This is a genomic window from Erwinia pyri (genome assembly GCF_030758455.1).
Classification (GTDB): Bacteria; Pseudomonadota; Gammaproteobacteria; order Enterobacterales; family Enterobacteriaceae; genus Erwinia; species Erwinia pyri.
The window spans coordinates 3,153,709-3,168,551 of the sequence record NZ_CP132353.1; the positions used below are offsets into that span (position 1 = coordinate 3,153,709).

Genomic DNA, 14,843 nt, shown 5'->3' on the forward strand with positions numbered 1-14,843 from the left:
AATGACCTTACAGACTCTGACCCACCAGATTTTCAGCGACGCTTTTGGCTACGCCGCCGACCACACCATTCAGGCGCCAGGCCGCGTCAATCTGATTGGTGAACATACCGATTACAATGACGGGTTTGTTCTCCCCTGCGCTATCGACTATCAGACGGTTATCGCCTGTGCCAGACGTGACGACCGTCAGGTTCGCGTTATCGCGGCAGATTACGATAATCAGCAGGATATTTTCTCGCTTGATGAGCCGATTGAACCGCTGAAGGATCAGATGTGGGCCAATTATGTGCGCGGCGTGGTTAAGCACCTGCTGAAGCGTAATCAGGACTTTGGCGGCGTAGATATGGTTATCGCCGGAGACGTGCCGCAGGGTGCCGGCCTCAGCTCCTCTGCTTCACTGGAAGTGGCGGTAGGTACCGTGTTCCAGCAGCTCTATCAGCTGCCGTTAGAGGGCGCGGAGATTGCGGTCAACGGTCAGGAAGCGGAGAACCAGTTTGTCGGCTGTAACTGCGGCATTATGGATCAGCTGATTTCCGCGCTGGGCAAAAAAGATCACGCCATGCTGCTGGACTGCCGCACGCTGGGCACGCGCCCCGTGCCGATGCCGGAAGATATTGCGGTGGTGATCATCAATACTAACTTCCGCCGCAGTCTGGTCGGCAGCGAGTACAACGTCCGTCGCGAACAGTGCGAAGCGGGCGCTAAGTTCTTCGGTCAGACCTCTCTGCGTGACGTGAAGCTTGAGCAGTTCCAGGCTCAGGAAGCGAGCCTGGATCCGATGGTGGCGAAACGCGTGCGCCACGTGCTCACCGAGAATGCCCGTACGCTGGAAGCCGCCGACGTGCTGGCAAAAGGCGATCTGGCCAGAATGGCGGTATTGATGGCGGAGTCGCACGCTTCAATGCGTGACGATTTTGAAATCACCGTTCCCCCTGTGGATACGCTGGTTGATATCGTCAAAGCGACTCTGGGCGATCGCGGCGGCGTGCGCATGACCGGTGGCGGTTTCGGCGGTTGCGTGGTGGCGCTGATGCCGCTGGATCTGGTCGAGCAAGTCAAAGCGGCCGTGGTTGAGCAGTATGAAGCTAAATCGGGCATCAAAGAGACGTTTTACGTCTGCAAAGCATCAGAAGGAGCAGGCCTGTGCTGACAGAACAAACTTCCCATGCGCCTGACGGCCAGCCGTGGCACCTCACCACGCTGCGCAACGCGGGCGGCATGGTGGTAACGTTTATGGACTGGGGCGCCACCTGGCTCTCCGCGCGCGTGCCGATGAAAGATGGACACGTCCGTGAAGCCCTTCTGGGCTGCGCCACGCCCGCAGATTACCTGAAGCAGACGGCCTACCTGGGGGCGACCGTAGGACGCTATGCCAACCGCATCGCTAACGCCACCTTCAGCCGGGAAGGCAAAACCTGGACGCTGGCCGCCAATCAAGGGCCGCATCAGCTGCACGGCGGCCCGCAGGGATTCCACAACCGTCGCTGGCAGATTGTGCGTCAGGCAGAACAGGAGGTGGAGTACCAGCTGGACTCGTCAGATGACGATCAGGGCTATCCGGGCAACCTGCTGGTTACCCTGCTCTATCGTCTGGAAGATGACAACACGCTCACCATTCAGTATCACGCCACTTGCGATCGGGCCTGTCCGGTTAATCTCACCAATCATGCCTACTTCAACCTTGATGCGCAGCATGGCGATGCGCGCGGTCATAAACTTCAGCTGCATGCAGATCGCTATCTGCCCGTCGACAGCGAAGGGATCCCTAATGCTGCGCTCAAAGAGGTGGCAGGTACCAGCTTTGATTTCCGTCAGCCAAAAACTGTGGCAGCAGAGTTCCTGCAGGATGAGGATCAGCGTGCCGTGAAGGGCTATGACCACGCTTTTTTACTCAGCCGCCATGATGAGGCTCAGCCTGCGGCTGAACTCTGGTCTGAGGATGGTCAGCTGCAGCTCACCGTATTTACCTCGGCGCCCGCGCTGCAATTTTACACCGGCAATTATCTGCAAGGGACTCCGGCTCGTGAGCAGGGCGTCTATACTGCGTTTCAGGGCATCGCACTGGAGAGCGAGTTTCTGCCTGACTCGCCAAATCATCCGGAGTGGCCGCAGCCTGACTGCTGGCTGAAACCGGGTGAATCGTATCAGTCGGTGACGCGCTACCGCCTGACGGCGGTTTGATACAGCGCATGAAAAACGCGCATCAGCGTCGTCACAGGCTTACGCGGTGCGCAGATTTCCGTTATGGTAATGGCCTGTAAAATTGCCGCCAGGGTGTGACGAGCAATTTCCGGTTTACCATTATCATAGAAACGTCAGATTATTAAGGAGTTAAGCTATGGCTGTAACTAAGCTGGTTCTGGTACGTCACGGCGAAAGCCAGTGGAATAATGAAAACCGCTTTACCGGTTGGTACGATGTGGACCTCTCCGATAAAGGCCGTACCGAAGCAAAAGCCGCAGGTCAGCTGCTGAAAAAAGAGGGCTTTACCTTCGATTTCGCTTATACCTCCGTGCTGAAACGTGCCATTCATACGCTGTGGAACATCCTGGACGAAGTGGATCAGGTCTGGCTGCCGGTTGAAAAATCCTGGCGTCTGAACGAGCGTCACTACGGTGCGCTGCAGGGTCTGGATAAAGCGGAAACCGCCAACAAATATGGTGACGAGCAGGTTAAGCAGTGGCGTCGCGGTTTTGCGGTTACCCCGCCAGAGCTGGATCGTGCCGATGAGCGCTTCCCCGGCCATGACCCACGTTATGCCAAACTGACCCCAGACCAGCTGCCTACCACCGAAAGCCTGGCGCTGACGATTGACCGCGTGCTGCCTTACTGGAACGACTCAATTCTGCCACGCATGAAAAGCGGCGAGAAAGTGATCATCGCAGCTCACGGTAACTCCCTGCGCGCGCTGGTGAAATATCTGGATAACATGAGTGAAGAAGAGATCCTTGAGCTGAATATCCCAACCGGCGTGCCGCTGGTTTATGAGTTCGACGAAAACTTCAAACCAATCAAACACTACTATCTGGGCGATGCTGACGAAATCGCTGCGAAAGCAGCGGCCGTGGCAAACCAGGGTAAAGCGAAGTAATACTCCCCTTCATTGAAGAGAAGTTTCTGAGCAAAAAAAATCCGCCAGTTGGCGGATTTTTTATTTGGCCACTCTGCTAACCGCGACGGGTTTTCACTGCTTCTGCCAGCTGACGAAGCACGGTTTCAGTATCATTCCAGCCGATGCAGGCATCGGTCACGCTCTGACCGTAAACCAGCGGCTCGCCGCTCTCCAGATTCTGATTCCCTTCCACCAGATGGCTTTCAATCATCACGCCGATAATCGCTTTTTCACCCTCTGCAATCTGCTGCGCGACATCATCTGCTACCACCAGCTGCTTCTGAAACTGCTTGCTGCTGTTGGCATGGCTGAAGTCAATCATCACCTGCGGCTCCAGACCCGCCTTCTCAAGACCCGCTTTTACGGCATTGACGTGATGCGCGCTGTAGTTCGGCTCTTTACCGCCACGAAGGATAATATGGCAGTCGCCGTTACCGCTGGTCTCTACGATAGCGGAATGACCATACTTGGTGACCGAGAGGAAACAGTGTGGCGCGCTGGCGGCATTAATGGCATCGATAGCCACTTTAATGGTGCCATCGGTACCGTTCTTGAAGCCAACCGGACAGGAAAGCCCGGACGAGAGCTCGCGGTGCACCTGAGATTCGGTGGTCCGTGCGCCAATTGCGCCCCAGCTCATCAGGTCAGCCATATACTGCGGGGTGATCATATCCAGGAACTCACCCGCCGCAGGCAGGCCGGTGTCGTTGATATCAACCAGCAATTTACGGGCGATGCGCAAGCCGTCATTAATCTGATAGCTGCCGTCCATATGCGGATCGTTAATCAGCCCTTTCCAGCCGACGGTGGTTCGCGGCTTTTCAAAATAGACTCGCATCACTACTTCCAGCGAATCGCTTAACTCTTCACGCAGCTTAAGCAGGCGCGCGGCATATTCTTTTGCCGCTGCGGTGTCATGAATAGAGCACGGGCCAATCACCACCAGTAAACGATCGTCCGTTTTTTTAAGAATATTATGAATGGCCTGACGGGCATCGGAAACGGTCTTTGCCGCCATCTCCGTGGCAGGAAACTTTTCAAGCAGAGCAACAGGGGGGAGCAGTTCTTTTATCTCTTTGATTCTTAAGTCATCATTCTGATAATTCATAATCTTTCCACTATTATAAAAACCGTTCTGCACATCGGGCGCATCAGGCCCAATTTATCGCGTGTACCACGTGCTGTAAATCGACTTTGATTAACTTATTGGTAATCAGATTTGCTGTTTTCCTATCCTGAACTACACTTAACAGCGTGAACATTTAAAAAAAACGCATAAAGATCACCGACTTTCAACAGGGTGAGCCTGTGCGGATGTTATTTCAGCTTTTTTGATATTTTATTCAAACCGCATTTCACAGGGGTTTGGTTAGATCATATTCAAAATTTAACGGAGCATAATGATGAATAAGTTTGCAATCGTATTCCTGACAGCAGCAATGACTTTGGGCAGTGGCGCAGCAATGGCCGCCGGCAGCAACAATGGTACCGCTAACCAGGCAGAAGATGCCGGTGCAGTAGCAGGCAGCGCCAAAGAGAACCTTGCCCCGAATAAAGTCGATAACGATAAAATCAACAACACTGGCGATGCTACTTCCGGTACCCACCAGAAGATGAAGCATCAGAAAAAAATGACGGCCAATGAGATTGACCAGAATACCCAGTGTAAAGATGGTAAATGCCCGGACATCAATAAAAAAGTGGGTCCAGGTGCTGATACCAAAACCGATGGTACTACTCAGTAATACCTGTCTGGTTAACAAGAGGAGAGCGCCAGCTCTCCTTTTTTGTGCCTGTTGCTTCCCCCTGCCATTACGCTATTCTTGAACACCCTGTTTTTGCGCGGATAAATCCATGGTTACGCTACTGCTGATAGACGATCATCCGCTGGTGCAGGTTGCACTTGAAGCAGCCCTGTCGCGCGCTCCTGTTCCCTTTCATCTGTTAGCTGTAGAAGAGGAAAACCGTGCCAGGGAGGTGCTGTCGGCACAGAAGGTGGATGTGGTGGTTCTGGATATTGGTCTGCCTGACGGCGACGGCCTGCAGCTGCTGAAATATATCCGCCGCCACTTTCCGGCGCTGCCGGTGATCGTTTATTCCGCCCAGGAAGAGCGCCTTTATCAACGTCTGGCTGAAGCCGCAGGCGCTACCGGCTATGTCGCCAAGCGTCAGCCAATGGTGCAGCTCCTCTCCGCTATTCTGGCCGTACTTGGTGGCCAGCAGGCTTTCCCCGCCAGCTCCGGTGACGTCACGACCAGCGTGTTGACCAGTAAAGAGCAGCAAATCCTCGGACTGCTGGCAAAAGGCCTCTCTAACCTGCAAATTGCCGCGCAGCTCAATATCAGTAATAAAACGGTCAGCACCCATAAAAAGAACATCATGGATAAAACCGGGGCAAGTTCGGTGGTGGAGCTGGCTGGATTCTGGAAATCCCAGCAGTGAAAGGTCTGGCTCTCTCTCTGTTGCTTATGCTGTGTTGCCTGACCGCTGAGGCGGCGTTACGCCCTGTCAGCAGCGTCACGCTGCCACCGGAGATGATGCCGCTGGAGCAGCCGGCGCACTGGCAGGAGAAGATCCTGCGCGTGGGGATCCTGCGGGATAACAGCACCCCCTGGAATATGGTGGTGGGTCAGGATCTCTATGGGATTAACGCCGATTATCTGGTGGCGCTGACGCAGACTACCGGCATGAAGTTTCAGGTTGAGAGTTATGCTGACTGGCCAGCTCTGCTGCAGGCTTTACAGAAGGGGAAGCTGGATATCGTTTTCGGCGTCCCGCAGCAAACGCTCCCGCCAGGGCTGAGCGCAACGCAGCCCTGGTTTAGCAGCCCGCTGCGCATCTACCGCAGTCGCGATAACCTTCGACCGGTGATGTTTAACTCGGCAGATGCGCAGATTACCGTCAGCCGCGCCACGCTAAGGCTTATTTCTCCTGACTTCGCCAGAAAGCACCACTGGAAAGTCGTGGACAACGATCTGCAGGCGCTTTATGCCCTGCTCAATAATCAAAGCGACTATGTGGTTGCGGATGAAACCAGCGCCGGTTTTTTGCTGAGCCAGCTGCAACAGGGTCAGATTTACCAGCTTGCATCGCCACTCAATCCGGGTGAGCTGCGTTTGCAGGCCGTCACCACCAGCCAGCCGCTCACTGACCGCATCGACACCGCTTTCCGTCAGCTACCCATGGAGGTTGTTAACGGTATCCAGGGCCGCTGGAGCAGCCAGCTTCCCCGCTACCAGGACACCAATACTGCCCACTTATCTCCGATGGAGCGCAGCTGGACAGAACAGCATCCGGTGGTTACCTATGCCGCCATCAGCGATGATTACCCCTGGAGCTACCGCGGTCCCGGCGGCCAGCCCAGCGGTTACAGCATCGAGCTGCTGAATATTATCGGGCAGAACACCGGGCTGCGCTTCCAGCCCTGGTGGGTAAGCAATGCTGAACAGGCGCAGGCGCTGGTTGACCAGGAGCGGGCGATGATCCAGCTTACCCTGCCGCTGACCAGTGACGATGCCATGCGTACCAATACACTGCCGATCTGGCGTGCGCTCTGGGGTGTCTACGTGGGTCAGATGTCACAACCCGTGACCGGCTGGCAGCAGCTTAAAGGATTGAGCGTCGGTATCCGGCGGGGTGATATTGCCCGGCAGCTGATCCCTGCCGGGGTCAACGTTGTCACGTTTGAGGAGAGCAAAACGCTGTACGATGCGCTGGCTAACGGGCAAATCAATGCGCTGGTGGATAACGTTATCTCTGCCCGCTGGCTGATCCAGTCCCGCTACAGCAATACGCTGCGTCTCGCTTTCGCCGCCAGCGATACCGCCTGGCCCATCACGCTTGGCGTCAGCCCTGACTTCCCCCTTTTAAGAACCCTGCTGAACAGCAGCCTGCAGCAAATTCCTGCCGACACCCAGCAGCGTATGCGGGAAAACTGGAGCAGTAACAGTACGGTGCTGGCGGAGAGCGGCGAGAGTCAGATGCGGCCCGTCTCCCTGTTTGTGCTGATAGCCGCGCTGTTTGCCATTCTTTTTCTGTTAATCCTGCTGCTGCGCCGTTATCTGGAGCAGCGCCGGGAGCGGAGACAGCGACGGCAGCTGGAGCTGGAGCGCGAAGAAGCCGAACGGGCTAATCAGATGAAAAGCCAGTTTCTCGCTACGGTCAGCCATGAGCTGCGCACGCCCATGCAGGCGATTCTGGGTCTGCTGGAAGTGGAGGTCTCACGCCAGCCTGCAGCGAAAAATCTCACGGTGATCCACAGCAGCGCCTCCGCCCTGATGACGCTGCTGAACGATCTTCAGGATCACGCCAAGCTGGAAAGCAACAGCTTTACTCTGGTGCCACAGCCGCTGGATCCGGCCAGATGGCTGAACCGTCTTGCGGATTTTTATCATCCTCTGATGCGGCCTGACGGCCCGGTTTTCCGCGTCGAAGCCGTACCACCCTTACCGGCATGGATCCTGATTGACGAGCAGCGGTTGCAGCAGATTGCCTATAATCTGATCGGTAACGCCATTAAATTCACTCGCCAGGGCGAGATACGCGTTACGCTTGCAGCAGATGAGGCGCATCAGCATCTCTGCCTGAAGGTGATCGACACGGGCAGCGGCATCCCGGCGGCTGAGCAAGCTAAGCTGTTTGAACCCTGGTATCAGACCCCTTCCGGTCGTCAGCTCTCGGTACAGGGCAGCGGCCTGGGGCTTTCAATCTGCAAAGAGATTGTGGCCCGTATGGCGGGAGAGATCCAGCTCGACTCTGCGCCAGGGCGCGGTACGACGCTGACGGTTATCCTTCCTCTGCAAACGATTACGGCAGATCGGATCCCCGAAGAACCGCTGCCCGCCGCTTCCTTTAGTCGGCCTCTCAGCCCGCTCAGAGTAGCGATTGTGGATGACCATCCCACCAATCTGCTGGTGATGCAGCAGCAGCTTGCCTGGTTTGGTATTGCAGCAGAGTGCTTTCCTGATGGCCGGGCGCTGCTGGCCGCGCAGCAACACTATGACCTGCTCTTTATCGATTTCAGCATGCCGCAGCCCGATGGCCTGACGGTGGCAAAGATCCTGCGCCGTCGCGAACGTCTGCGATCGCAGCGTAGCCGCATCGTGATCTGTTCTGCCGATGCTGACGTTCTCGCCCGTCCTGCCATAGTGGCGGTAAGCGATAAGGTATTGCTTAAACCCGTTACGCTGCATGAAATTGAGCCGATCCTGGCTGCTCAGTCGATGGCCGGGCTGGAGGAACGACTCTGGACGCTGGCTGGCGAGGATCGCCTCTTTTTCGGCAAAATCCGCGAAACGCTTCAGCGCACAATGCGTGAGGATAGCGACAGGCTGAAGTCGGCGCTGGCTGAACACGCCTGGGATAACGCTGAAAAAGCGGCTCACCGCCTGAAAGGAAGCTGGCAGATGTTAGGCTATGGCGACGGCGAAAACCTGTGCCAGCGCATTATTGAGCAGTGTCGTGCAGGGGAACAAACTGCTGCCGATCTGAATTTATTGATATCATTAACGGAAAGTCTACTCACTGAACTGGAATCTTATGGCGCACACCCACTCTGAAGGAACAGGTAACCGTTCCCGCCTGCTGGCTGCTTTTATCGTCACCGCGCTGTTTATGGTGGCAGAAGTGGCTGGTGGCCTGCTCTCCGGCTCTCTGGCCCTGCTGGCAGATGCTGGTCATATGCTGACCGATGCCGCCGCCCTGTTAATGGCGCTGCTGGCGGTTCAGTTTGCCCAACGTAAGCCGAACGCCCGCCATACCTTTGGCCTGCTCCGGCTGACCACGCTGGCGGCATTTATCAACGCAATAGCGCTGGTGATCATCACCGTGCTGATTGTCTGGGAAGCGGCGATCCGTTTTATGCATCCCGAACCCATTGCTGGCGGCTTTATGCTGGGCATCGCTGTCGCGGGCTTACTGGCTAATTTGCTCTCATTCTGGCTGTTGCATCGCGGGAGCGAAGAGAAGAACCTCAACGTGCGGGCAGCGGCGCTGCATGTTTTAGGCGATTTGCTGGGCTCGGTCGGGGCGATTGTCGCCGCGCTGATCATCATGTACACCGGCTGGACGCCTGTTGACCCGATCTTATCGATTCTGGTCTCTTTACTGGTGTTGCGCAGCGCATGGGCACTGATGAAAGAGAGTTTTCATGAGCTGCTGGAGGGGGCGCCAGCGTCGCTGGATGCGGATAAGCTGAAGCGGGCGCTGACGCTCGGTCTCCCGGAAATTCGTAACGTGCACCATATCCATTTATGGCAGGTTGGGGAGAAGCCGGTAATGACGCTGCATGTCCACGTTATTCCGCCATACGATCATGATGCGCTGCTGCACAAAATTCATCACTGGCTGCATGAGCATTATCAGATAGAGCATGCCACGGTGCAGATGGAATATCAGGGATGTGCAGATGGCGACTGCGAGTTGAGCTGGGGAAGCGGCGGGCACGATCATGCTCATGCCCACCATCATCATTAGACCTCAGGAGAGCGCTCGTGAACCCTGTTCGCGGGCGCTTTTAATCCACAGCCAGCAGCCGTTCAGGGCGATCAGCGTCAGGATGGCGTACTCCAGCGACATCGCATAGACGCCCTGGCGGGCAAAAATCATCACGCTGATGACGTTGATCACCACCCACAGCAGCCAGTTCTCCACATATTTCCGCGTCATCAGGATCATCGCCACAATCGACAACACCATCAGGCAGGAGTCCCAGAACGGGAAGGCGTCCGGCTGCAGTTCTGGCATCGTCACGGTCAGCCCCATGCCCTGCATGACCGCTACCGCTATCTGGGTGAGCCAGGCGAAGACCGGGTTGATATAGAGCGTCATCAGCGCGATCGCCACCACACACACCGCTGCCCAGCCCAACGCTTTCGGCAGCGTCATCCACCGGATCTGCAGCACGTGCTGATTGTCTGCCGTCTGTCTGCTCCAGGCATACCAGCCGTAGATATTGGCGACAAAAAAGAACACCTGTAACAGCAGGCTGGCGTAGAGCTGGATCTGGAAGAAAATCACCGCAAACAGGGTGACGTTAATCAGGCCGAAGGCGTAGTTAATGATCTTTTCCAGGCTGGCCAGCCAGATACAGAGCAGGCCCGCCACGGTGCCGATGGCCTCAATCCAGGAGAGATCGTAACCGCCAGCGCCGACAGGTATATGAACCAAAATATTATGCGTGCTAAAAAAATCCATATTGGCACCTTTTCCTGATCAAGAGGGTCAGGAGTTACCCCTTTAAACTTGCTGCAAAGGTTAACATACGATTCAGCGGGATCAACGCCCCTTCGCGCAGCCCGGCATCCACCTGGATTTCGTGCTCGCTGCCGCCCTGTTCAAGACCTTCGGCAATCGCCTTCAGCCCGTTCATTGCCATCCACGGACAGTGGGCGCAGGTGCGACAGGTGGCACCCTCACCGGCCGTCGGCGCTTCCAGCAACTCTTTCTCCGGGCACGCCTGCTGCATTTTGTAGAAGATGCCGCGATCGGTCGCCACGATCATTTGCGGATGAGGAAGCGTTTTGGCCGCCTGGATCAGCTGGCTGGTGGAGCCTACCGCATCAGCCAGATCCACAATCGCCTGCGGCGACTCCGGATGAACCAGCACCGCCGCATCCGGGTAGAGCGCCTTCATGCGCTGCAGCGCCTGAGTTTTAAACTCATCGTGCACGATACAGGCGCCCTGCCAGCAGAGAATATCGGCACCGGTCTGCCGCGTGACGTATTGCCCGAGATGGCGGTCCGGCGCCCAGATAATTTTCTCGCCCAGGCTGTCCAGATGTTCAATCAGATCCACAGCGATGCTGGAGGTGACAACCCAGTCCGCGCGCGCTTTTACTGCCGCTGAGGTGTTCGCGTAAACCACTACCGTGCGGTCAGGGTGCGCATCACAAAAACGGTTGAACTCTTCGATTGGGCAGCCGAGATCCAGCGAGCATTCCGCCTGCAGGGTGGGCATCAGGATGGTTTTTTCCGGGCTGAGGATTTTAGCCGTCTCGCCCATAAACCGCACGCCAGCCACCAGCAACGTCGTGGCAGCATGCTGGCTGCCGAAGCGCGCCATCTCCAGGGAGTCCGCTACGCATCCGCCGGTCTCTTCCGCCAGCGCCTGAATTTCCGGGTCGGTGTAGTAGTGCGCGACCATGACTGCGTTGCGCTCTTTCAGCAGCCGCTTGATTTTCTCCCGGTAAAACTGCTTATCCTCGCCCGATAAACGGGCAGGCTTGGGCGGGAAAGGATAGATGGCAGTTTCCGGATCGAACATCAGGCTCATATCGCGACTCTCGTTTTTTCAACTTAACCAAATTAGCGGAAATTTGCTTTTCCACGCCAGCCAGTGGCTGGTTTGTTTTATATGCTAAACACGATAGCGGAAATAGTCGCCTGTGTCGCTGAAATTTTCAGGACGATGACGGGATGTGATGGCGATCACTTAAGAACGAAATTGCCAGGCTGCCTGACTTCAATATTGAGCAGGAAGGCTTTGGCCTCCAGGCCGCCAGCAAAGCCCGTCAGCTTACCGTTTGATCCGATAACACGGTGGCAGGGAGCAATAATAGAGATAGGATTTTTGCCGTTTGCCGCCCCTACCGCCCGCACAGCTTTAGGATGGCCGATTTGGCGGGCAATTTCCCCATAGCTGCGCGTTTCGCCAAAGGGAATAGCCACCAGCGCCTGCCAGACTTTTTTCTGGAATTCGGTTCCGACAAAATCGAGCGTAACGGTAAAGGTGGTGCGTTCACCGGCAAAATACTCTTTCAGTTGGCGCTCTGTTTCCAGCAGTATCGGATGCGATGGATTTTCTTCGGTGGCCATCTGCCTGACACGATTGGGGTTTTCATTTTCCCACAGAATAGCGGCCACGCCCCGGTCGCTGGCTATCAGCGTCAGTACGCCCACGGGCGAAGGCATCAATTTATAGAAATAGCTCATTCGTTTTCTCCCTCTGTCACACCCTGTTTCAGGGACAGGCTCTATTATCGCTGAACGCCAGGCTTAAGCTAGCCGTTTTCGGACAGTAAACTCAGATAAGAAGATGTCCGAAAACGGCTAGCGCAGCGCTCTGATTGCCCCTACTCTGCCCTGAAGCCAACATGACGGAACTCGTTTATGATTGATACAGAGATAGCTTACCGGGCCATGACCTCAAGAGATGCGCGTTTCGACGGGGTGTTTTTTGTCGGCGTGACTTCTACCGGCATTTATTGCCGGCCAATCTGCCCGGTGAAACCACCGCGTCAGGAAAACTGCCTGTTTTTTGACAGCGCCGAAGCCGCGGAGAAAGCCGCTTTTCGTCCCTGTCTGCGCTGCCGTCCTGAACTTGCACCCGGTAACGCCCCGGTAGACAACAGCCACCGCGTAGCGGATTTGCTGGTCCAGCGCATCGAGGAGGGGCTGATTGAAGATATCGACAGTCTTGAAGAAATTGCCGCGCAATTTTCGCTGAGTCTCAGGCAGCTGCGGCGCATTGTGCACAAGGAGTTGGGCGTTTCGCCTCTGGAACTGAAGCAGACCCGTCGTCTGCTGCTGGCCAAGCAACTGTTAACCGAGACGATGTTGCCGGTAACGGAAGTGGCCTATGCCAGCGGCTTTGCCAGCCTGCGCCGTTTTAACGAGGTGTTTAATCGTCAGTACCGCATGCCGCCTACGCGATTAAGAAAAGCGGCAAGCGAGGCGGGTCATATGATCAATAGTGAAACCTCTACTTTGCTGCTGAGCTATCGGCCACCCTATAACTGGACCGCCCTGCTCTCCTTCCTGAGCCTGCGTGCGTTAAAAGGGGTGGAGAGTGTGGACAGGCAGAGTTATACGCGTACCGTGCGTCTGGGAGGGCATACGGGCTGGATTCGGGTAACTCAACAGCCTGCGAAGTCGGGGTTGAGCGTCGAGTTCACCCACTCCCTTACGCCTGTGCTGCCTGTATTACTCAGGCGTTTGCGGAATTTGTTTGACCTGGACGCCCATCCCGATCGGATAGCTGCCCATCTTGAGCAGGAGCCTTTGCTGCGGGAGAGTCTGATCAAAGATGCGGGATTGCGAGTGCCGGGCGCCTTTGACGCTTTTGAGATGGTCGTCAGGGCTATTCTGGGGCAGCAGATCACGGTCAAAGCTGCCACCACGATTGGTGGCCGTTTTGCGGAGGCTTTTGGTGAGCCGATCCAGACTCCCTTCCCGGAGCTAAACCAGCTTACACCGCTGGCAGGCAGAGTGGCTGCGGCAACGCTTGATGAGGTAGCCAGCCTGGGGATTGTCAGTGCCCGTGCCCGGACGCTGATAGCGCTGGCGACAGCGTGTGAAAGCGGGGATCTCAGGCTGGATGCCACTACGCATCCTGAACAGGCTATCGTCAGGCTGATGGCTCAGCCCGGTATTGGCGAGTGGACGGCGCACTATATTGCTATGCGTGCGCTTCGCTGGCCTGATGCCTTCCCGCATGGCGATATCGTGATAAGGAAGAATCTGGGCGGCGTGACGGCCAGAGAGGCGGAACGGTTATCACAAGCCTGGCGTCCGTGGCGCAGCTATGCGGTGATGCATATCTGGAAAAATCTGGCGCCGGCTAAGGTTAAGAGCTGAATCGGGGGCGGGAGAAAGGCGACACCGGTTAGCATCGTGGTCGCACAGGTGAAAACCGGCTGTGGGGCCACCCGCCATGTTCGGCTTTGCCGGTGAGTATGATGCTCACACAGGTCAAAACCAGGTGCGGTGCAAAGGCGTCACCATAGGGCACGTTATCCGAGACGCCGTAGTGCAGAATATTAAACCAGCTATCGGGACAGCATTAGCGCAAGCCTGGATGCCACATCCCTGCGGCATACACTCGGCTAATGTGCCCTATGGTGCCACCCAGGAAATTCGGCGTTGTCGGTGAGTTCAGTGCTCACACAGGTCAAAACCAAGTGCGGCCCACCCGCCATCTTCGGCTTTGCCGGTGAGTATGATAGTCACACAGGTCAAAACTAGGTGCGGTGCAAAGGCGTCACCATAGGGCACGTTATCCGAAACGCCGTAAATACATCCATGTAGGCTTGGATGCCGCATCCATGCGGCATACACTCGGCTAACGTGCCCTATGGCGCCACCCAGGAAATTCGGCGTTGTCGGTGAGTTCAGTGCTCACACAGGTCAAAACCAGATTTGCTGCTGGATTCGGATTTGGAAGTTGGTTTGGTTTTCTCTGACAGGCAACACTAACGCTAACGGGAAGGGAGAGGGGGCTGATAAGCAAAAGCTAAGCGGCATGGACGCCGCTTCGCAGCCATCAGGGATGATTTCACGGCGTTTTTGTGTTCAGCCCCCTCTCCCTGACCAGACTACCGGCCCTTCAGGCGACATGCTTTTGAAAATGTAACATCAAGCCTGTATTGGAAAGCTATAAATCGCAGACAGCAAAAATTCTGCGTCGTTAATTGGTTGAGCGTTTACACAGGTCAAAACCAGATTTGCTACGGAGTTTAGATTTAGAAGTTGGTTTGGTTTTCTTTAACAGGCAACGCTAACGCTCAGGGGAAGGGAGAGGGGGCTGATAAGCAAAAGCTAAGCGGCATGGACGCCGCTTCGCAGCCATCAGGGATGATTTCACGGCGTTTTTGTGTTCAGCCCCCTCTCCCTGACCAGGCTACCTGCCCTTTCAGACAGCAGGCTTTTCAGTTCAGGATCCTGTATGTCGCACCGACTATCAGTATTTCAGGCAACAGGCCTTCAATCCATGCAACAGCTGTAAGACAAAGAA

At 55.9% G+C, this 14,843-nt stretch carries 12 protein-coding genes; 8 read left to right on the forward strand and 4 right to left on the reverse strand.

Going from position 1 to position 14,843, the window contains the following annotated elements; all coding sequences use genetic code 11:
* Position 1 precedes the first annotated feature (1 nt).
* The 3 genes from galK to gpmA all read left to right on the forward strand — a co-directional run bounded on the left by galK (position 2) and on the right by gpmA (position 3,091).
* Positions 2 to 1,150, forward strand: coding sequence for a galactokinase (gene galK / locus Q3V30_RS14860; RefSeq protein WP_306206882.1), 1,149 nt, complete (start codon positions 2 to 4; stop codon positions 1,148 to 1,150).
* A complete protein-coding gene (gene galM, locus Q3V30_RS14865; protein ID WP_306206884.1) occupies positions 1,144 to 2,181 on the forward strand; it encodes a galactose-1-epimerase in 1,038 nt (345 codons plus the stop codon). Before galK ends, galM begins: the two co-directional genes overlap by 7 nt.
* 157 nt (positions 2,182 to 2,338) lie before the next feature.
* On the forward strand, positions 2,339 to 3,091 hold the full coding sequence (gene gpmA / locus Q3V30_RS14870) for a 2,3-diphosphoglycerate-dependent phosphoglycerate mutase (RefSeq protein WP_306206886.1): 753 nt from the start codon (positions 2,339 to 2,341) through the stop codon (positions 3,089 to 3,091).
* 76 nt (positions 3,092 to 3,167) lie between these two features.
* Here the strand turns inward: gpmA and aroG are convergent, their stop codons facing one another.
* The gene (aroG, locus tag Q3V30_RS14875) at positions 3,168 to 4,220 is read right to left on the reverse strand and encodes a 3-deoxy-7-phosphoheptulonate synthase AroG (RefSeq protein WP_306206889.1); all 1,053 of its coding nucleotides are present in this window, start codon (positions 4,218 to 4,220) and stop codon (positions 3,168 to 3,170) included.
* Between the two features lie 292 nt (positions 4,221 to 4,512).
* Here aroG and Q3V30_RS14880 point away from each other — a divergent pair, with 292 nt between their 5' ends.
* From Q3V30_RS14880 to zitB, 4 genes are all read left to right on the forward strand, one after another.
* A complete protein-coding gene (locus Q3V30_RS14880; RefSeq protein WP_306206891.1) occupies positions 4,513 to 4,857 on the forward strand; it encodes a YbgS-like family protein in 345 nt (114 codons plus the stop codon).
* Between the two features lie 109 nt (positions 4,858 to 4,966).
* Entirely contained in the window at positions 4,967 to 5,554 is a 588-nt protein-coding gene (locus tag Q3V30_RS14885; protein ID WP_306206893.1) for a response regulator, read from the forward strand.
* On the forward strand, positions 5,551 to 8,670 hold the full coding sequence (locus Q3V30_RS14890; protein ID WP_306206895.1) for an ATP-binding protein: 3,120 nt from the start codon (positions 5,551 to 5,553) through the stop codon (positions 8,668 to 8,670). The genes Q3V30_RS14885 and Q3V30_RS14890 overlap by 4 nt, the downstream gene beginning before the upstream one ends.
* Positions 8,651 to 9,586, forward strand: coding sequence for a CDF family zinc transporter ZitB (gene zitB, locus Q3V30_RS14895; protein ID WP_306206897.1), 936 nt, complete (start codon positions 8,651 to 8,653; stop codon positions 9,584 to 9,586). The genes Q3V30_RS14890 and zitB overlap by 20 nt, the downstream gene beginning before the upstream one ends.
* Before the next feature lie 3 nt (positions 9,587 to 9,589).
* Here zitB and pnuC read toward each other — a convergent pair whose 3' ends face one another.
* The 3 genes from pnuC to Q3V30_RS14910 form a co-directional block, all read right to left on the reverse strand.
* Entirely contained in the window at positions 9,590 to 10,306 is a 717-nt protein-coding gene (gene pnuC / locus Q3V30_RS14900; protein ID WP_306206899.1) for a nicotinamide riboside transporter PnuC, read from the reverse strand.
* Positions 10,307 to 10,340: 34 nt separating this feature from the next.
* Complete coding sequence (nadA, locus tag Q3V30_RS14905) at positions 10,341 to 11,384, reverse strand: quinolinate synthase NadA (RefSeq protein WP_306206901.1); 1,044 nt, start codon at positions 11,382 to 11,384, stop codon at positions 10,341 to 10,343.
* A 155-nt stretch (positions 11,385 to 11,539) separates the two neighbouring features.
* Positions 11,540 to 12,043: a methylated-DNA--[protein]-cysteine S-methyltransferase gene (locus Q3V30_RS14910; protein ID WP_306206903.1), complete on the reverse strand. Its 504-nt coding sequence runs from the start codon at positions 12,041 to 12,043 to the stop codon at positions 11,540 to 11,542.
* Between the two features lie 177 nt (positions 12,044 to 12,220).
* Here Q3V30_RS14910 and Q3V30_RS14915 point away from each other — a divergent pair, with 177 nt between their 5' ends.
* Entirely contained in the window at positions 12,221 to 13,687 is a 1,467-nt protein-coding gene (locus Q3V30_RS14915; RefSeq protein ID WP_306206905.1) for a DNA-3-methyladenine glycosylase 2 family protein, read from the forward strand.
* Positions 13,688 to 14,843: the final 1,156 nt, after the last annotated feature.